The sequence below is a fragment of the Aeromonas sp. A600620 genome (assembly GCF_029479985.1).
Classification (GTDB): Bacteria; Pseudomonadota; Gammaproteobacteria; order Enterobacterales; family Aeromonadaceae; genus Aeromonas; species Aeromonas veronii_A.
Genome location: NZ_JAAKXB010000002.1, coordinates 472184 through 490540, shown reverse-complemented (window position 1 = coordinate 490540; position 18357 = coordinate 472184). Strand labels below are relative to the sequence as shown.

Below are 18357 nucleotides of genomic sequence, written 5' to 3'. Positions count from 1 at the left end.
GCCATTGTACGAGCTTGCGCAAAACAGGGACTGAGCTGGATCAAGCTAGCGGAGAGGGTAAAACATATAAATACCCGACCAATTTTGAATAAATATAGAGAAAAAGCGCAAAAAAAGGATTTTTACAGTTCTTTGACGATTCAAACAGTAAACATCCATATGAAAATGAGACCTGATAACCCACTGTTGAACAATGAAAAATTCAAAGAGACCCGACAGCACACAATTGCAAGCATGGGATATTGAAAATGTGATCCCTTCCGCTGTCGGCCACATCGGGTTGGTAAAATTACTACATTCGCCCACCGTCGCCGAGCGCACCATTGAGCCCGCCAATGACGATATATTTAACCAACAAAATAAAAATACACAGAATAAACACTCCATAACTGCGAGCGAATCCCCCTAACCCGACATTTTGTTATGCGAATGTAATCATGAAGACAAACCTGACCTGCGATTGACCTCGCCAGAAAATCCCATTAGTTTGGAGATTCGCCACGTCAGGCAGACGGAACCACAAGAGCCAATCGCAATTTATGCAGTCAGGTGATGACTGTGCGATACAAGGCCGAGCAAGGGAGAAATGCAATGTCACTATATGATCCAAAGCTGGAGAGGGATAACTGTGGCTTCGGCCTGTTGGCCCACATGGAAGGGGAAGCCAGCCACAAGCTTGTCCGTCTCGCGATGTCAGCATTGGCTCGCATGCAGCACCGCGGCGGGATCTCCGCCGATGGCAAGACCGGCGATGGTTGCGGTCTGCTGCTGCAAAAACCGGACAGCTTCTTCAGAGCTGTCGCCGAGGAGAAGGGATGGCACCTTGGCCGCAACTATGCGGTCGGCATGCTGTTTCTCAACCCTGACCCCGTATTGGCCCAGCAGACCCGCGACATCATAGACGAAGAGCTGGAAAAAGAGACCCTGAGTCTGGTCGGCTGGCGCAAGGTGCCCGTCGATACCAACGTACTGGGTACCATCGCCAAAGCCTCCCTGCCCAGCATTGAACAGGTCTTTGTCAACGCCCCGCCCGGCTGGGTCGACAAGGATCTCGAGCGCCGTCTCTATATCGTGCGTCGCCGCATCGAAAAGCGCGTCAACGACGACTACTTCTATGTGGTCAGCCTCTCCAACCTGGTCACCGTCTATAAAGGGCTGTGCATGCCGGTGGACTTGCCGCGCTTCTATCTGGATCTCGCCGACATACGTATGCAGGCGGCCATCTGCGTCTTCCACCAGCGTTTCTCCACCAACACCAGCCCGCGCTGGCCGCTGGCGCAGCCGTTTCGCTATCTGGCCCACAACGGCGAGATCAACACCATCGCCGGCAACCGCCAGTGGGCCAAGGCACGCAGCTACAAGTTTGCCACGCCGCTCATTCCCGATTTGCAGGAAGCGGCCCCCTTCGTCAACACCACCGGCTCTGACTCCTCCAGCCTCGACAACATGCTGGATCTCTTCCTCGCCGGTGGCATGGACCTGTTCCGCGCCATGCGCCTGTTGATCCCGCCTGCATGGCAAAAACACCCGAACATGGATGATGACCTGCGCGCCTTCTACGACTTCAACTCCATGCACATGGAGCCATGGGATGGCCCCGCCGGTATCGTCATGACCGATGGTCGCTACGCCACCTGCGCACTTGATCGCAACGGTCTGCGTCCGGCCCGCTACGTCATCACCAAGGACAAGTTCATCACCCTCGCCTCAGAAGTCGGTACCTGGGACTACACCCCGGACGAAGTGCTGGAGAAGGGCCGGGTCGGCCCGGGCGAGCTGTTCGTGGTGGATACCAGCAACGGCAAGGTGTGGACCAGCTTCGAGATCGATGACGACCTCAAGAACCGTCACACCTACAAGCAGTGGATGGATAAACATTGCCGCCGACTGGTCCCCTTCGAGCAGATGGACGACAGCCAGACCGGTAGCCGCGAGTTCTCTGATGACCAGCTGAAAACCTATCAGAAGTTGTTTGGCTACTCCTTCGAGGAGCTGGATCAGATCATCCGGGTGCTCGGTGAAAATGGTCAGGAGGCGGTGGGCTCCATGGGGGATGATACCCCGATGGCGGTGCTCTCCTCCGGCCCGCGCACCCTCTATGACTACTTCCGCCAGATGTTTGCCCAGGTGACCAACCCGCCCATCGACCCGCTGCGGGAAAACCACGTGATGTCGCTGGCCACCTGTATCGGTCGCGAGCAGAACGTCTTCAACGAGACCTTCGGCCACGCCCACCGGGTGCTGTTCCAGTCGCCGATCCTGCTCTACTCCGACTTCCACCAGCTGCTGGCACTGGAAGGTGAGTACTACCGTCATCAGGTGATCAGCCTCAACTTCAAGCCAGAAGAGGGGCTGGAAGCGGCCATCGTGCGCATCTGCGATGAGGCCAAAACCGCCGCCAGGAGTGGCACCGTACTGCTGGTGCTGTCGGATCGCGATATCAGCGCCGATACCCTGCCGATCCCGGCCGCCATGGCGGTGGGCGCGGTACAGCGCACCCTGGTGGACAACAACCTGCGCTGTGACGCCAACATTCTGGTGGAAACTGCAAGCTGCCGTGACCCGCACCACTTCTCGGTGCTGCTGGGCTTTGGCGCGACCGCCATCTACCCCTATCTCGCTTACGAAACCCTGGCCAAACAGGTTGAAGAGGGCGTGCTCACCATGTCCCTGCGCCAGGCGATGGTCAACTACCGCAACGGCATCAACAAGGGGCTCTACAAGGTGATGTCCAAGATGGGCATCAGCACGGTCGCCAGCTACCGCTGCTCCCAGCTGTTTGAAGCTGTGGGCTTGGCCAGAGCCGTGGTCGATACCTGCTTCCGTGGCGTATCGAGCCGTATTCAGGGTGCCGATTTTGCCGACATCCAGCAGGATCAGCACAATCTAGCCCGTCAGGCCTGGCTGGTGCGCAAGCCCCTCCCCCACGGCGGCCTGCTCAAGTTCGTCCACGGCGGCGAGTACCACACCTACAACCCGGATGTGGTGCAGACCCTGCAAACCGCGGTGCGCTCCGGCAACTATGCCGATTACAAGGAGTACGCCCGTCTGGTGAACGAGCGCCCGGTTGCCACTCTGCGCGATCTGCTTGCCCTGAAGAAGGTCGACAATCCGGTCGCGCTGGATCAGGTTGAGCCGGCCGACAAGCTGTTCCCCCGCTTCGACTCCGCCGCCATGTCCATCGGTGCCCTCGGCCCAGAGGCTCACGAGGCGCTGGCTGTCGCCATGAACCGCCTCGGCGGTCAGAGCAACTCCGGCGAAGGTGGCGAAGATCCCAAGCGTTTCGGTACCGAGAAGAACTCCCGCATCAAGCAGGTCGCTTCCGGCCGCTTTGGCGTCACCCCCCACTACCTGATGAACGCCGATGTGGTGCAGATCAAGGTGGCGCAGGGCGCCAAGCCCGGCGAAGGGGGCCAGCTGCCCGGTGACAAGGTGACTGCCCAGATCGCCCAGCTGCGTTATTCCGTGCCCGGCGTGACCCTGATTTCACCGCCGCCGCACCACGATATCTACTCCATCGAGGATCTGGCCCAGCTCATCTTCGACATCAAGCAGATCAACCCGAGCTGTCTGGTGTCGGTGAAACTGGTCTCCGAGCCCGGCGTGGGCACCATCGCCTGCGGCGTGGCCAAGGCCTATGCCGACTTCATCACCATCTCCGGTTATGACGGCGGCACTGGCGCGAGCCCCCTCACCTCGGTCAAATATGCCGGCTCCCCGTGGGAGCTGGGTCTGGCTGAAACCCAGCAGGCGCTGGTCGCCAACGGCCTGCGCCACAAGGTGCGGCTGCAGGTGGATGGCGGCCTCAAGACCGGTCTCGACATCATCAAGGCGGCCATCCTCGGCGCCGAGAGCTTCGGTTTTGGCACCGGCCCCATGGTGGCGCTCGGTTGCAAATACCTGCGTATTTGCCACCTGAACAACTGCGCCACCGGCGTTGCCACTCAGGATGAGAAGCTGCGTCGCGAGCACTTCACCGGCCTGCCGGAGATGGTGATGAACTACTTCAAGTTCATCGCCGAAGAGACCCGCGAGCTGATGGCCCAGCTCGGCGTCACCCAGTTGACCGACCTGATTGGCCGCACCGATCTGCTGGAGGCCCTGCCCGGCCTCACCGCCCGGCAGGCCAAGCTGGATCTCTCCGGCATTCTGGCCCTTCCGGTGGCACCGGCAGGTTCCAGCCTGTTCAGCCAGCAGCACAACCCCACCTTCGACAAGGGGCCGCTCAACCTGAAAATGGTGGAGGATCTGCTGGAGGCGGTGGAAACCTCAAGCGGCGGCGAGTTCCGCTACGACATTCGCAACACCGACCGCTCGGTGGGTGCGCGCCTCTCGGGCGAGATCGTCAAACGTCACGGCAACCAGGGGATGGCGGCCGATCCGGTCAAAGTGCACTTCAACGGCACCGCAGGCCAGAGCTTCGGCGTCTGGAACGCAGGTGGCCTTGAGATGATCCTCACCGGTGATGCCAACGACTACGTGGGCAAGGGGATGACCGGCGGCAAGCTGGTGATCAAGCCCCATGTCGGCGTGGCGTTCAAATCCCATGAAGCAGCCATCATCGGCAACACCTGCCTCTACGGCGCCACCGGCGGCAAACTCTACGCCGCAGGCACTGCTGGCGAGCGTTTCGCGGTGCGCAACTCAGGTGCCCTGGCGGTAGTCGAGGGGATTGGCGACAACGGTTGTGAATATATGACCGGCGGCATCGTCACCGTGCTCGGTCAGACTGGCGTCAACTTCGCGGCAGGCATGACCGGCGGCTTTGCCTACGTGCTCGACGAGTGCGGCAACTTTGCCAAGCGCACCAACCCCGAGCTGGTGGAACTGCTGGATGTGGCGGATCTCGCCATCCATCAGGAGCACCTGCGCGGCATCATCACGGCGCACCTCAATGAGACCGGCAGCTCGCGCGCCGAGGAGATCCTGGCCAACTTCGACTCCTATGTGCCCAAGTTCAGGCTGATCAAACCCAAGTCCAGCGACGTGAAATCGCTACTGGGTCACACCAGCCGTTCCAGTGCAGAACTCAGAATCCAGGCGCAATAAGGAGGGAACCCTATGAGCCAGAACGTATTTCAGTTTATCGATGTCCAGCGGGTCGACCCGCCCAAGAAGCCGCTCAAGATCCGCAAAATCCAGTTTGTGGAGATCTACGAGTCCTTCAATCAGCCGCAGGTACAGATGCAGGCGGATCGCTGCCTCGAGTGCGGCAACCCCTACTGCGAGTGGAAGTGCCCGGTCCACAACTACATCCCCAACTGGCTGAAACTGGCCAAAGAGGGGCGCATTCTGGAGGCGGTGGAGCTCTCCCACCAGACAAACAGCCTGCCGGAAGTGTGCGGTCGGGTCTGCCCGCAGGATCGCCTCTGCGAGGGCTCCTGCACCCTCAACGATCGCTTCGGCGCGGTGACCATCGGCAATATCGAAAAGTACATCACCGACAAGGCGTTCGAGATGGGCTGGAAGCCCGATCTCTCGAACGTGGTCAAAACCGGCAAGCGGGTCGCCGTCATCGGTGCCGGCCCTGCGGGTCTCGCCTGTGCCGACGTGCTGGCACGCAACGGCGTCACCCCTGTGGTGTTTGACAAGTATCCGGAGATCGGCGGCCTGCTCACCTTCGGCATCCCCTCCTTCAAGCTGGAAAAAGAGGTGATGCAGCGTCGCCGCGAGATCTTCCAGGGGATGGGTGTAGAGTTTCGTCTCGAGACCGAAGTGGGCAAGGACATCACCTTCGCCGACCTGCTCGGCGAGTTCGATGCGGTCTTCCTCGGGGTCGGCACCTACAAGTACATGAAGGGCGGCTTTGCCAACGAAGAGGCGCCGGGCGTCTATGACGCCCTGCCCTACCTCATCGCCAACGCCAACCGGCTGCTGGGCTTCGAGAAGGCGCAAGCCGACTACATCGACTTCGCCGGCAAGCAGGTGGTGGTGCTGGGCGGTGGCGATACCGCCATGGACTGCGTGCGTACCGCCATCCGTCAGGGGGCCGCCAAGGTGATCTGCGCCTATCGCCGCGACGAGGAGAACATGCCGGGCTCCAAGCGGGAGGTGAAAAACGCCCGCGAGGAGGGGGTTGAATTCATGTTCAACCTGCAACCGGTGGCGGTCGAGCTGGATGCCAACGGTCGCACCGTCGGCATCAAGGTGGTGAGCACCGAGCTGGGTGAACCCGATGCCAATGGCCGCCGCAATCCGGTGGTTATCGAGGGCTCAGAGCAGGTGTTGGCCGCCGATGCGGTGGTGATGGCGTTTGGCTTCCAGCCCAACCCCCAGCCCTGGATGGCGGAGTTCGGCATCGAGCTCGACAACCGGGATCGCATCAAGGCCCGCGAGCAGGCGGAATACGCCTTCCAGACCAGCAATCCCAAGGTGTTTGCCGGTGGCGACGCGGTGCGTGGCTCCGATCTGGTGGTGACCGCCATCTACGAAGGGCGCAAAGCGGCCGAAGGGATCATGGACTATCTGGCGGTCTGATCTGACCGGCCACAGCCGTGATGTTCCCTAACAGTCAGCCCCGCCAATGCGGGGCTGATTTTCTATGCGCGCTCACCAACCGCTCATACGCTCCTGGCAGCCGTGAAGATAACTAGATGCAGTGCCTTGCGATGGCTCCTACACTGGGCAACTGCCACGGGAAAAACTCCAACCATTTGAGGCAGAATTTGTGACGTCTATCTGTTACACTTCGCGCCCGCCATTTTCCGGCTCACTCTCTGACTTGATGTCAGGCGCAGCCGTCGGTGGTTACAACCTCCGTCTCGCTCATGCCGAGCTAACCAAGCCAAACACAGCCCAGCTGGAACACAGGAACCCATTATGAGATTTGAATCGTTCGATTTTGCCCCCGAGATTTTGCGTGCTGTCTCAGATTGCGGTTATCAGGAGATGACCCCTGTGCAGCAACAGGCGATCCCGGCCATTCGCCGTGGCCGCGATGTGCTGGCCAGCGCCCAGACCGGTACCGGCAAGACCGCCGCCTTCGCCCTGCCCATCTTGCAGCGTCTGGTAGACAATCCGGCTCCGGTCCAGCCTTCCAACGCCCGTGTGCTGATCCTGACCCCGACCCGCGAGCTGGCGGCTCAGGTGGCGAGCAACATCAATGACTTCGCCAAGTATCTCGATATCACCACCATCACCCTCGTCGGCGGTGGCAAGCAGGACGTGCAGGCCAAGAAGCTCAAAGCGGGCGCTCACATCATTGTGGCCACCCCGGGCCGTCTACTGGAGCACCTCACCGCCTGCAACCTCAGCCTCTCCGGCGTCGAGTGTCTGGTGATGGATGAAGCAGATCGCATCCTCGACATGGGCTTCAGTGCCGATGTGCAGAAGATCCTGCAAGCGGTCAACAAGGCCCGTCAAAACCTGCTCTTCTCCGCCACCTTCTCCGACGCGGTGAAGAAGCTGGCCAACCTGATGCTGGACAGACCGCAGATCGTCAGCGTCAACAAGCAGAACTCCACCGCCGACACCGTCAGCCACACCGTCTATCCGGTCGAGCAGAAGCGCAAGCGCGAGCTGCTCTCAGAGCTGATTGGCAAGCAGAACTGGCAGCAGGTGCTGGTGTTCGCCAGTACCCGCGAGAGCTGTGATGTGCTGGTCGAGGAGCTGAACCTCGACGGCATCAAGTCCGCCGTGGTTCATGGCGAGAAGGCCCAGGGCAACCGTCGCCGCGCCCTGCGCGAATTCATGGAAGGCAAGGTACGGGTACTGGTCGCCACCGAAGTGGCCGCCCGTGGTCTGGACATTCCGGATCTGGAATACGTGGTCAACTATGATCTGCCGTTCCTGGCGGAAGATTACGTGCACCGCATCGGCCGTACCGGTCGTGCCGGCAAGCGCGGCATGGCCATCTCCTTCGTCAGCCGTGAAGAGGAGCGTACCCTGCTGGAGATCGAGGCCCTGATCGGCCAGAAGATCCGCCGCATCATGGTGCCGGGCTACGAGGTGAGCAGCCGTGACGAGCTGATCAAACAGCTGCAGGAGCGTCGCCGCTTCGGCAAGCGCCCGCAGCGTGAAGATAACGCCGTGGCCCAGGTGATAGCCGAAGCCAAGCTGCAGGGTCAGCGCCTCAAGCGTCTGGCTGCAGCCAAGAAGCCCCGTCAGCCGAAATAAGGCGGGCAGTTGCTCTATTGAACCGCAAAGGCGCCACTGGCGCCTTTGCCATCTCTGTCATCGGTGTTGACCCCTGGTGGTCAACTGAAGGATTGCTTATGACCTCTCCGACCTACAATCAGGCCCTGCTCGAGATGGCCACCCAGAGCCTGGCCGAACTGGCCCGCACCGCCGAACAAAAGGCGGGCAAGCGCACTCCAGCCCAAGAGAGCCACTTTCTCTGCACCTGGATGGCCGACTCCCTCAAGGAGAAGCGCTTCTCCCGTCTGGTGATGGAAGATTTGAAAGCTTGGGTGCAGCTTGGCCGCACCCTGGGCGCGGGTGCCGATCTCAAGGGATTGCTTGCGCGCATCGCCTTCCAATACCAGTGCGCCATGACCAACCCGCAACAACTGGGGGCCAAGCTGGCTGCCCTGCTGGAGGAGCTCTCAGCGGCAGGCTGGCTGGTGCTGACCGAGAGCGAGGTGGACGCCAAGCTGCGCCTGCAATCGGGCGGTCAGGCGAGTCTGGTGGTAAGCCATAGCGAATATGAAGGCCATATCGAGGACGGTGAGCTTGTCAAACCCCTCACCCTCTATGTGCGCGGTGACGAGAAGGTGCTGGCCGAGGCGGCCTTCAAGCACGGCCTGCTGCTGAGCCAGGGCAACAAGAAAGCCACCCTGGTCAAACACCACAAGGCCTACCGGCTGATGCCGGACAACGCCCAACCGGCGCTGGCACTGCTGAGCGAGGCTCGCCAGAGCGCCTGATCCCGCCAGTGTGCAGCAATAAAAACGGCAGACCCTCATTTAAAGCAGGGCCTGCCGTTTTTTATTGTTCGATGTTTGGTGATGAGGTTGGGTAGTCGTTTAGCGGATCTTGATGCCAATCTGGCCCGCGTCACACCACTCGAACATCACCTCCTCGCTCTTGCCGCAGCAACTGCCACCACAGACCCGACTCTCGCGCTTGATGACCCGCCCCTTGCGCATCCAGACGCCGAGCATGGCCTCCACCGCATCTTCCGAGGTGTGGAAGTGGCGAGCCAGATCACGCCGGCTCACCTTCTGCTGCGCGGCGAGGTAATCCCCCAGCTCGCGCAGGATCATAAAGTCACCACCTTGCGGGCGACGATGTCACCGTGACGGCGACCGGCCCACCAGAGCAGTACCAGAGAGAGGCCATAGCTGACGATCCAGAACAGGCTCTGCTCCGGATGAGCGGCGAAGGTGGCCACCTGATAGAAGAGGGTCGCGCACATAAAGGCCATATAGTTGCACCAGGCCGCGGTAAAGAGGGCCCACTGGCGACCGGTTTCCCGCACCAGGGCACCCATGGCGGCGGCGCAAGGCATGTAGAGCAGCACGAACAAGAGGTAGGCAAAGGCACCAGCCGCCCCATCGAAGTGGGTCTGCATGTTGCCGTAGGTGGAGACATCCACTTCCTGCGCCTCGGCGGCAGCTTTCTGGTCGTCGAGGTTGCCAACATCAAGCCCCATAGGGTCGCTCGGGTTGATCTCCGCCAGATTGGCTGCCACGGCATCGATCGCCTCATGGAAGCTGGCCACCAGCGAGAACTCGCTCGCCTCCTCTTCATCTGCGCCACCACCGGCGTAGAGGCTGTTGAGGGTACCGACCACCGCCTCTTTGGCGAAGATACCGGTGACGATACCGACCGTAGCCTGCCAGTTGTCATCGCGCACACCGATGGGGTGCAGCACCGGGGTCACCGCCTGGCTGATCTTGCTCAGGACCGAGCTCTCCTGCTCCTGATGGCCAAAGCTGCCATCGGTACCCAGGGAGTTAAGCACGCTCAGCACGGCAACCACCAGCACGATGGTTTTACCGGCGCCAAAGACGAAGGATTTGAGCTTCTGCCAGGTCTTGATGGCAACGTTGACAGGACGCGGCCACTCGTAATCCGGCATCTCCATCACCATGGAGTCGCTCTTGCCCGGCAGCAGGGTATTGCGCAGCAGCAGGCCAGTGAGCACCGCCACCAGAATACCGATGAGGTAGAGACCGAACACCAGGTTCTGGCCTGATTCAGGGAAGAAGGCCACCGCAAACAGGGCGTAAACCGGCAGACGGGCACCGCACGACATGAAGGGGGCCATGGCGGAGGTCATCAGCCGCTCCCGCTCGGAGTTGAGGGTACGGGTCGCCATCACCGAGGGGACGGTACAGCCAAAGCCCATCAGCATCGGCACGAACGCCTTGCCCGGCAGGCCGAGGCGGCGCATCAGGGCATCCACCACGAAGGCGGCGCGGGCCAGATAGCCGGAGCTCTCCAGTACCGCGAGGAACAGATAGAGGCAACCAATCACCGGAATAAAGGTGGCCACGGTCTGCAAACCAACCCCGAAGCCGTCAGCCAGAATGGCGCCCAACCATTCGGGGGCATTGATCAGCCCCAGCAGGTGGTGCACCCCATCGACAAACAGGGCGCCGCCCATGATGTCGAAGAAGTCGATAAAGGCGCTGCCCACCTTGATGGCGAACATGAACATCAGGTACATGACAAACAGGAAGAAGGGGATGCCAATCCAGCGATTGAGCAGCACCCGATCCAGCCACTCACTCTGGGCCTCGGTGAGCTTGCCCTTCTGCTGGCGAGCCTGTTGTACCCACTGGTGGATATGGCCGTAGCGGATATCTGCCAGTTGCAGGTCGATATCCTGCCCTTGATGAGCGCGAGCTACCACATTGGCGGCGGCCGCCTGCTGACCGGGCAGCAGGGTCTCCTGCATCACCGCATCCTCTTCCAGCAGGCGCAGGGCGCGGCCACGGGTAGTGAGGTGATGCGGGGCGAGCAGGGTCTCCAGCTCCGCCAGATCGGTTTCAAGCTCTTGGCCGTAATCGAGTTGCAAGGCTGCTTGCGGCTGACCGATAAACTGCCGGATCTGCTGCTTGAAGGCGGCAACCTGCTTGCTGTTGTGGGCAGAGAGGGCCACTACAGGGCAACCGAGGGATTTGCCGAGCTTGCTATCGTCGATGACGATGCGGCGCTTTTGCAGGATATCCAGCTTGTTGAGCACCACCACCATGGGCAGGCCCAGTTCGCGCAGTTGCAGCGTGAGGTAGAGGGAGCGCTCCAGATTGGCGGCGTCGATGACGTTGAGCAGCAGGTCGGGTTGTTGGCCCTGGGCAAAGCGGCTGGCGATCTGCTCGTCCAGACTGCCATCCTGACCCGCCAGGCTATAGATGCCGGGCAGATCCATCAGCTTGAAGTGATGCTCACCCGCGCTGAACTCACCCATCTTCTTGTCTACGGTGACGCCACTCCAGTTGCCTACCTGCTGGCGGGCGCCGGTCAGGGCGTTGAACAGGGAGGTCTTACCGCTATTGGGGTTACCTACCGTTACCAGGGAATAATTCATACCAGCTCTACCTCTATTTTCTTCTGAACCCACCGCGTGCGAGTGGCAAGCTGCTTTGCAGGTTCGACTTCTTGTCTCTGAACCGCTCCCGGTGACTTTCTTGACCGAAGCGGTAGCCGAACAGGGGGTTATACCGGCTCGACTTCTATTTGCTGGGCCAGACTCTTTTGCATGGAGAGACAGATCCCCTGGCACTGGATCTGGAGCGGGTCCCCCAGGGGGGCGGAGCGCAGATAAATGACTTCAGTCTGGGGCAACAGGCCCATCACCATCAGTTTGCGGCGCAGCGGCCGGGCGAGCTGATTCATATTCTTGATGCGAGCACTCTGTCCCGGTGATAACTGCGTGAGTACCATGACTGACTCCTGAAGTTAAACAATAATAATTCTCTTTTACTTGGGGCATTATAAGCTGTGTCTTCAACTTTTATTTGAGTAAAATCAAACTCCGCTTAGCTAACCCATAAAGTAATGCCATGAGTCACGACAACAACAGCCGCCTCGTTTACAGCACAGATGGCGGCATGATCAAGGAGCAGAGCGCTCCCCAATCCGCCTCCCCCTTCCCCACTGACGGCACCGTGCGCATTCGCCGCGAGACCAAAGGGCGCAAGGGCGCCGGGGTGATCACCATTCATGGCGTACCCGCCGATCAGCAAAAATCCCTGGCCACCCTGCTCAAGAAAAAGTGCGGCACCGGAGGCGGTATCAAGGAGGGAGTGATCGAGATCCAGGGGGATAAACGGGACCTGATCAAAACCGAGCTGGAGAAAGCCGGTTTCAGCGTCAAGCTGGTGGGTGGCTGATCCCCTTGTCACTCATGCGGTTTTTCCCTAGAATGCCCGCTCCCATCGAGGGGGAGTAGTCTCGCACGCCGGTGCCATCCATTGCATGAATACCGGTTTGCGACCCTGATCAACATACTTGGTGCCAAATCACCATGGTCAGGGTGATCCATGCCAGCCATGGATTTGACAAGACCTTTGACGGGCCAGTGCCAATACCGGGGACGGATGGCGCAGGCTTGTCTTTGGTTTATAACAATTCCGTCCCCCGGTCATTTTTATGGAAGCCTTGTTAACCTCAACCCTCAGCGTCGCTATTGCCGAGATCGGCGATAAAACCCAGCTGTTGGCGTTGCTGCTCATCTGCCGTTTTCGCAAGCCCTGGCCCATCATCGCCGGCATGCTGGCGGCTACCTTGCTCAACCATGCGGGCGCTGCCTGGATTGGTGAGTTCATCAGCCGCTGGCTCGATCCCAAGATAATGACCTGGCTGGTCGCCATCGCCTTTATCGCCATGGCTATCTGGATTTTGGTGCCGGACAAGATGGATGACGAGGAGAGCTCGCTGGATAAATACGGCCCCTTTATGGCCACCTTCGTGCTCTTCTTCATCGCCGAGATTGGCGACAAGACCCAGATCGCCACCGTGCTGCTGGCCGCCAAATATGATTCGCTGGTACAGGTCATTACCGGCACCACCCTCGGCATGATGCTGGCCAACGTGCCGGTGGTGCTGATCGGCAAGCTGGGGGCAGACAAGCTGCCGCTCAAGGGGATCCGCATCGCCTGCGCCATCCTCTTCGTCGGCCTCGGGGTGAGCACCCTGATCTTTGCCTGATCGCCTTTTCCGCTGACCAAGCCCTCCACCTCGGAGGGCTTTTTTGTTTGCTGCTTTGTCTAGTGCGTAACCCGCTGTCGCAACCACCTGCCCTACAGCCAAGAGGCAGTGCACGGTTGCGGGGACCTCATGCCATAATGGGGCAAACCTCGTGGAGTCCCCCCATGCACAACGTATCAAGAGAGACGCTTCTCGAATGGGTCAAACAGGGACGGCTGGCGCCAGAGAAGCTGGCGGACGCCCTGACCCTCGCCGATCTTCCCCCCCATCCGGCGCGCTGGCAGTGGCTGTTTGACCGGCTGCTGCTCTGGCTCGGCGCCCTCTGCATCGGGGCTGGCCTCATCTTCTTCGTTGCCTTCAACTGGCAGGAGTTGGGCCGGGTCTCCCGCCTCGCCCTGCTGGAGGCGCCGCTGCTCGCCATGCTGCTTCTGCTGTGGCGCAAACCCCTTGGGGATACCCCCCGTCAGGCGCTGCTGCTCGCCATCGCCCTCAATATCGGTGCCCTGCTGGCGCTGGTGGGTCAGACCTACCAGACCGGCGCCGATCCCTGGCAACTGTTCGCCACCTGGGCGCTGATGCTGGTGCCGCTAGCGGCATTTGGCCAAAGTCCCCTGCTCTGGACCTTAAGCTGGCTGCTCGGCCAGCTGGCGCTGGTGCTCTACTGGCGGCTCGGTTTGTTCACGTTCTTCTTTACCTTCGATGAAGAGGGATTGGGCTGGTGCCTTACCCTGCTCAACGCCGCCCTCTGGGGTCTGCTTCTGCTGGCGCCAAACCGCTGGCGCCTGATGCCAAGCTGGCTGGCGGGCCTTGCTGCCGGTCTGGGGGCCACCCTGCTCACCCTGCTGGCGCTGTTTGATGTCGCCTCCCTGCTGGTGTGGCCGCTCTGGCTTGGCTGGCTCGCTGCGGCCTATGCCCTGTGGCACCACAGATTTATCGCCGGACTCGCCATGGGGTGCCTCAGCCTGATTGCCGTCATCCTCGCGGCGCTGGGCAAGTGGATGGAGCCCGACATCAACGGCTTCTTGCTGCTGAGCCTGATTGCCATCGGCCTTTCTGTCACCGCCGCCCGCTGGCTGCAACAACAACGGAGGTCTCATGAGTGATCTGACCCTTTGGCAAGCACTGCAACAGGCCAATCTGGTGGAAGGGGATCAGCCCAGTGATACCCAGCCCCACTGGTCGAGCCGCTTTATGCTGGGGCTGGTGGGGTGGATTGCCGCCCTGTTCCTGCTCTTTTTCCTGTTTCTCACCTTCGAACAGCTGACCCGCGAGGCCAACAGCGCCCTGCTGCTCGGGGCCGTGCTGCTGGCGGGGGCCTACGCCCTCAATCGCAGCCAAAGCGGCGATCTCTGGGATCAGTTCGTGCTGGCCCTCACCCTAGCGGCCGATGCCTGGCTGCTCTATGGCCTGCTCGATCAGCTTGATCTCCATCATGCCCTGCTCTGGTTTGGGTTGTGCCTGCTGTCCCTTGCCATCGCCGTGCTGTTCGATCACTGGCTGGTGCGGCTGTTTCACAGCGTGGCGGCGGCCCTGCTGCTCACCCTTGGCCTCGCTTGCCTCGGGCTGCAACTGCTGGCGCTGCCGCTGGTGATGGCGGCCATCACCTTCTGCTGGCTGCGGGCAGATAGGGATCCCGCCCGTCACCAACTCTACCACTCCATCACGCTGGGGCTGGCCCTCTCCCTGCTGGTGCTGGGCCGCCTGCACCATCCGCTCTGGGATGGCGGCAGCAGCGTGCTGGACGAACTGGGGCTGTCCCGCCTGCCGCTCTGGCTCAATCCCCTGATCTGCGCCGCCCTGCTGCTGGCGGTGATGGTGAAACTCAAGCTCCCCCTGCTGTTTGGCCTGCCACTGGTGCTGATCAGTGCCATCATCCCCGGCATGGGGGCAGGCGCACTGGTGCTGATCCTCGGGTTTTATGCCGGCAGTCTGGGGCTGATGACCCTCTCGGCCCTGCTGCTGCTCGGTTATGGCTCCCTCTATTACTACGATCTGGGGCTCACCCTGATGACCAAATCCTGGCTGCTGCTGGGCTCCGGCATCCTGCTGCTGAGTGCCCGCCAGCTGCTCACCACCTTCGCGGCAAGGAGCGACTCATGAAACCTGTGACCCGACAACTCGCCCTGTTGCTGAGCGGCCTCGCCATCCTGGCAGGCATCAATGCCACCGTCTGGCGCTATGAGCACGCCATGAGCAGCGGCGAAGTGGTGCTGCTGCGACTCGCCCCAGTCGATCCCCGCTCTCTGATGCAGGGGGATTACATGCGGCTCAACTACGAAATTGCCCGCGAGCTGACCAGCCGCGACGCCCGTGCGACTCAAGACAAGGGCAGCGACACCCTGGTGATCCGCCTCGATGCCCATCAGGTGGCCACTCTGGTGGTCGATGGCAAACCGGATCGGCTCGCCAGCGATGAGCGGCTATTGCAAGTGCACCAGAGCGAGCGGCAGTGGCAGATCGGCCCCGATGCCTACTTCTTTGAAGAGGGCTTGGGGGAGCAGTACGAAGCGGCCCGCTACGGCGAGTTCCGGCTACAAGCGGATGGCAAGACCCTGCTGGTGGGGCTACGGGATGAGGCCTACCAACCCATCGGGCAGACACGCGCCCGCTGGTAACAGCAGTGAGTGGCTATTTACTCTGTTCATGGTCACACTCAAGAGAAGGTTGATCGCTAAGGATGTTCCCAATGAGGATATGGCTGATCTGTCATCTGTTGCTGCTCTGCTGGGCCTCGGCTGCCCGGGCTGATCTGGGCAAGCTCGAGTACCTCACCGAAGAGTACCCCCCCTACAACTTCAGCGATCCGCAAGGCCAGCCCACCGGCCTTGCGGTCGATCTGCTGCAGATGATCTGGCAACACAGCGGCGTGACACCCCAGCCGGTGCGTATCCTGCCCTGGGCGCGAGGTTATTACTTGCTAACCCAGAAGCCCAACGTGGTGCTCTTCTCCACCGCCCGCACCCAGGCGCGGGAGGATCTCTTCAAGTGGGTCTGCCCCATCGGCTACTCGGAGTACATACTGCTCGGCCGCAAAGCGCAGAACATCACCCTGACCGCCTTCGATCAGATGAGCCAATACAAGATCAGCGCGGTGCGCTCGGATGCCGCCGAACAGCTGCTGCTCAACAACGGCATGGATGACAACAACATCATCCCGGCCAACCGCCTGTCGCAGGGGTTGAAGATGCTGCTCTCCGGCCGCGCCGACCTGCTCGCCACCAGCAAGCTGGCGGGATATGACGCCATTCGCGAACTGAAGCTGAGCAGCGACGACTTCAACGTGGCCATGGTGCTGAGCGCCGAGCAGCTCTGCTACGCCTTCAGCCGTCAAGTACCAGACAGCGAGATCACCCTCTTTCAGCAGGGCCTGACCCGCGCCCTCGCCTCGGAGGAGTTTCGCAAATTGCAGGCCAAATACCTGCCGGTGCGCTGACTCTCGGCTGCGGCTGGAATGGCCCCCTCAGTCGCACTATGGTTGCCCGTCAAGGAGCTGGCTATTGCGAACTCGAGCCGTCACACTGTTTGGCATCGTCGATATAGTGAAGGATCTCTTCCATGCGGACATGGCATCTCTCCCACATCCTACTCCTTCTGTGGGCCAGCTTTGCCCGTGCAGATCTGGACAAGCTCGAATACTGCACCGAAATCTCCCCGCCTTTTAACTTCAGTGACGCAGAGGGTCAGCCCACCGGCCTTGCCGTCGAACTGCTGCAGATGATCTGGCAATATAGTGACCTTTCCCCCCAACCAATACGCATTCTGCCGTGGGCCCGCGGCTACAAAGAACTAAGCAGCAAGCACAATGTGGTGCTGTTTGCCACCGCACGGACACCCGAACGGGAAGCGCTTTTCAAGTGGGCCTGCCCCATCGACAACTCGGACTTTGTGCTGCTTGGCCGCGCAGCTGACAAGCTGACCCTTGTCTCTGCCGAACAAATGAAACAATACAAGATTGCGGTGGTGCGCTCGACCGTATCGAGTCAGCTGTTGCAGGAGCGGGGTCTGGATGAAAGCAACCTTGTCGAGGCAAACCGTCTCAGCCAGGCGGCAAAAATGCTCGCCTCGGGCCGTACCCATCTCTTTGCTACCAACAAGCTGGTCGGCTATCAAACCCTCAAGGACCTCAACATGGATCTGAATGACTTCAATGTGGCCTTTGTGCTCGACAGCAAGCCACTCTGCTATGCCTTTAGCCGTCAGGTGCCAGACAGGGATATAAGCCGCTTTCAACAAGCTCTGGATCGTGCCCGGGCCTCCCCTCAATTTTCGCAACTGCAAGCCAAATACCTGCCACTGCGCCAGTCTCTCTGACCCTCGCAACACAGCACAACATGCCGGCGGCCTCCTGCACTTTTTGCCAAACTGCAAACCCGCCTTGGCGAAATCATCCGGCTTGGTCACAATTGAGCATAGGTATTCCCTTGAGCAGGATAGAGAAATGAAACCATGGATCGGGTTGGCCACACTGCTTGTTACCTCCTTTGCCAACGCCAGCCCCGAGCTGGCAAAGCTTCACTACATTACCGAAGAGTACAAACCCTACAACTACGCCGATGCCAGTGGCGCCCCCACCGGCCTCGCGGTCGAACTGCTGCAACTGGTATGGAAAAAGACCAATACCCCGGCGCAGCCCATCACCATCATGCCTTGGGCGCGCGGTTACTACCTGCTGACCCAAAAGCCCAATGCGGTACTCTTCTCCACCGCCCGCACCCAGGCGCGGGATCCTCTGTTCAAATGGGCCTGTCCCATCGGTTACGCCGAAATCGTGCTGGTAGGGTTGGCCGAGCGCAATATCACCATCACCAAGCTCGATGATGCCAAAGCATTCAATATCGGGGCGGTACGGGCTGATGTGGGAGAACAGTTGCTACTCAACAACGGCTTTGACGAGACAAAGCTGATGGCAGCCAATCGGCTGGCACAAGCGCTGAAGATGCTCACCTCAGGTCGAATCGATCTGGTCTCCACCAACAAAACCACCATGGAACAGCTGATCGTCGAGCAAAAACTCGACCCCGCCCGCTTCAAGGAGCAGTGGGTACTTAGCTCGGAGCAGTTCTGCTTCGCCTTCAGCCATCCGGTAAGCGACGAACTGGTCAAAGAGTTCCAGACCGGCTTGACCCAGGTGCTGGCGAGCAGTGAATACCCGCTGCTGCACAGCAAATACTTCCCTGCCCCCGCCGCCAAATAGCGGCGCAGCGAAAAGCGCCAACAACAAGGGGTCCGCTGCGGGCCCCTTCGCTTTTTACCGTTTGCTCT

Annotated in this window: 15 protein-coding genes; 12 read left to right on the top strand and 3 right to left on the bottom strand. The window is 60.5% G+C overall.

All coding sequences use genetic code 11. The features are described from left to right. Nucleotides 1-591: 591 nt before the first annotated feature. The 4 genes from gltB to G5533_RS04925 all read left to right on the top strand — a co-directional run bounded on the left by gltB (nucleotide 592) and on the right by G5533_RS04925 (nucleotide 8864). Nucleotides 592-5049 carry a glutamate synthase large subunit gene (gene gltB / locus G5533_RS04940; protein ID WP_421236201.1) on the top strand — a complete coding sequence of 1486 codons (4458 nt, stop codon included), beginning with the start codon at nucleotides 592-594 and terminating at the stop codon, nucleotides 5047-5049. 12 nt (nucleotides 5050-5061) lie between these two features. Then, on the top strand, nucleotides 5062-6477 hold the full coding sequence (locus G5533_RS04935) for an FAD-dependent oxidoreductase (RefSeq protein WP_021229438.1): 1416 nt from the start codon (nucleotides 5062-5064) through the stop codon (nucleotides 6475-6477). A 342-nt stretch (nucleotides 6478-6819) separates the two neighbouring features. Next, on the top strand, nucleotides 6820-8115 hold the full coding sequence (locus tag G5533_RS04930) for a DEAD/DEAH box helicase (RefSeq protein ID WP_441254572.1): 1296 nt from the start codon (nucleotides 6820-6822) through the stop codon (nucleotides 8113-8115). A 98-nt stretch (nucleotides 8116-8213) separates the two neighbouring features. Continuing rightward, a complete protein-coding gene (locus tag G5533_RS04925; protein WP_202005516.1) occupies nucleotides 8214-8864 on the top strand; it encodes a DUF2913 family protein in 651 nt (216 codons plus the stop codon). A 99-nt stretch (nucleotides 8865-8963) separates the two neighbouring features. Here G5533_RS04925 and G5533_RS04920 read toward each other — a convergent pair whose 3' ends face one another. The 3 genes from G5533_RS04920 to G5533_RS04910 all read right to left on the bottom strand — a co-directional run bounded on the left by G5533_RS04920 (nucleotide 8964) and on the right by G5533_RS04910 (nucleotide 11829). Continuing rightward, nucleotides 8964-9203: a FeoC-like transcriptional regulator gene (locus G5533_RS04920; RefSeq protein WP_005350974.1), complete on the bottom strand. Its 240-nt coding sequence runs from the start codon at nucleotides 9201-9203 to the stop codon at nucleotides 8964-8966. After that, entirely contained in the window at nucleotides 9200-11473 is a 2274-nt protein-coding gene (gene feoB / locus G5533_RS04915) for a Fe(2+) transporter permease subunit FeoB (RefSeq protein WP_266135580.1), read from the bottom strand. Before feoB ends, G5533_RS04920 begins: the two co-directional genes overlap by 4 nt. Nucleotides 11474-11601: 128 nt before the next feature. Beyond that, on the bottom strand, nucleotides 11602-11829 hold the full coding sequence (locus G5533_RS04910) for a FeoA family protein (RefSeq protein WP_005337384.1): 228 nt from the start codon (nucleotides 11827-11829) through the stop codon (nucleotides 11602-11604). 119 nt (nucleotides 11830-11948) lie between these two features. Here G5533_RS04910 and G5533_RS04905 point away from each other — a divergent pair, with 119 nt between their 5' ends. The 8 genes from G5533_RS04905 (at nucleotide 11949) to G5533_RS04870 (ending at nucleotide 18289) form a co-directional block, all read left to right on the top strand. Further along, nucleotides 11949-12278 (top strand): translation initiation factor, encoded by a 330-nt coding sequence (locus G5533_RS04905; protein ID WP_005337385.1) that lies wholly within the window; start codon nucleotides 11949-11951, stop codon nucleotides 12276-12278. A gap of 259 nt (nucleotides 12279-12537) precedes the next feature. Next, on the top strand, nucleotides 12538-13095 hold the full coding sequence (locus tag G5533_RS04900) for a TMEM165/GDT1 family protein (RefSeq protein ID WP_005337386.1): 558 nt from the start codon (nucleotides 12538-12540) through the stop codon (nucleotides 13093-13095). Nucleotides 13096-13259: 164 nt separating this feature from the next. Then, nucleotides 13260-14198 (top strand): DUF2157 domain-containing protein, encoded by a 939-nt coding sequence (locus tag G5533_RS04895; protein WP_421255794.1) that lies wholly within the window; start codon nucleotides 13260-13262, stop codon nucleotides 14196-14198. Continuing rightward, nucleotides 14191-15195, top strand: a complete 1005-nt coding sequence (locus G5533_RS04890) for a DUF4401 domain-containing protein (protein WP_421252353.1) — start codon at nucleotides 14191-14193, stop codon at nucleotides 15193-15195. Before G5533_RS04895 ends, G5533_RS04890 begins: the two co-directional genes overlap by 8 nt. Further along, complete coding sequence (locus G5533_RS04885; protein ID WP_441254571.1) at nucleotides 15192-15710, top strand: GDYXXLXY domain-containing protein; 519 nt, start codon at nucleotides 15192-15194, stop codon at nucleotides 15708-15710. The genes G5533_RS04890 and G5533_RS04885 overlap by 4 nt, the downstream gene beginning before the upstream one ends. A gap of 71 nt (nucleotides 15711-15781) precedes the next feature. Continuing rightward, on the top strand, nucleotides 15782-16528 hold the full coding sequence (locus tag G5533_RS04880) for a substrate-binding periplasmic protein (RefSeq protein ID WP_139400970.1): 747 nt from the start codon (nucleotides 15782-15784) through the stop codon (nucleotides 16526-16528). Between the two features lie 122 nt (nucleotides 16529-16650). Then, nucleotides 16651-17406: a substrate-binding periplasmic protein gene (locus G5533_RS04875; protein ID WP_421252354.1), complete on the top strand. Its 756-nt coding sequence runs from the start codon at nucleotides 16651-16653 to the stop codon at nucleotides 17404-17406. Between the two features lie 127 nt (nucleotides 17407-17533). Continuing rightward, entirely contained in the window at nucleotides 17534-18289 is a 756-nt protein-coding gene (locus G5533_RS04870; RefSeq protein ID WP_216953321.1) for a substrate-binding periplasmic protein, read from the top strand. Nucleotides 18290-18357 lie beyond the last annotated feature (68 nt).

Excerpts from the sequence above, each read along its gene's own strand:
- G5533_RS04880 (WP_139400970.1), top strand. The coding sequence starts at position 15,782 with ATGAGGATATGGCTGATCTGTCATCTGTTGCTGCTCTGCTGGGCCTCG.
- G5533_RS04905 (WP_005337385.1), top strand. The coding sequence starts at position 11,949 with ATGAGTCACGACAACAACAGCCGCCTCGTTTACAGCACAGATGGCGGC.
- G5533_RS04870 (WP_216953321.1), top strand. The coding sequence starts at position 17,534 with ATGAAACCATGGATCGGGTTGGCCACACTGCTTGTTACCTCCTTTGCC.
- G5533_RS04875 (WP_421252354.1), top strand. The coding sequence starts at position 16,651 with ATGCGGACATGGCATCTCTCCCACATCCTACTCCTTCTGTGGGCCAGC.
- G5533_RS04925 (WP_202005516.1), top strand. The coding sequence starts at position 8,214 with ATGACCTCTCCGACCTACAATCAGGCCCTGCTCGAGATGGCCACCCAG.
- G5533_RS04900 (WP_005337386.1), top strand. The coding sequence starts at position 12,538 with ATGGAAGCCTTGTTAACCTCAACCCTCAGCGTCGCTATTGCCGAGATC.
- G5533_RS04885 (WP_441254571.1), top strand. The coding sequence starts at position 15,192 with ATGAAACCTGTGACCCGACAACTCGCCCTGTTGCTGAGCGGCCTCGCC.
- gltB (WP_421236201.1), top strand. The coding sequence starts at position 592 with ATGTCACTATATGATCCAAAGCTGGAGAGGGATAACTGTGGCTTCGGC.
- G5533_RS04935 (WP_021229438.1), top strand. The coding sequence starts at position 5,062 with ATGAGCCAGAACGTATTTCAGTTTATCGATGTCCAGCGGGTCGACCCG.
- G5533_RS04930 (WP_441254572.1), top strand. The coding sequence starts at position 6,820 with ATGAGATTTGAATCGTTCGATTTTGCCCCCGAGATTTTGCGTGCTGTC.
- G5533_RS04910 (WP_005337384.1), bottom strand. The coding sequence starts at position 11,829 with ATGGTACTCACGCAGTTATCACCGGGACAGAGTGCTCGCATCAAGAAT.
- G5533_RS04920 (WP_005350974.1), bottom strand. The coding sequence starts at position 9,203 with ATGATCCTGCGCGAGCTGGGGGATTACCTCGCCGCGCAGCAGAAGGTG.
- G5533_RS04895 (WP_421255794.1), top strand. The coding sequence starts at position 13,260 with ATGCACAACGTATCAAGAGAGACGCTTCTCGAATGGGTCAAACAGGGA.
- feoB (WP_266135580.1), bottom strand. The coding sequence starts at position 11,473 with ATGAATTATTCCCTGGTAACGGTAGGTAACCCCAATAGCGGTAAGACC.
- G5533_RS04890 (WP_421252353.1), top strand. The coding sequence starts at position 14,191 with ATGAGTGATCTGACCCTTTGGCAAGCACTGCAACAGGCCAATCTGGTG.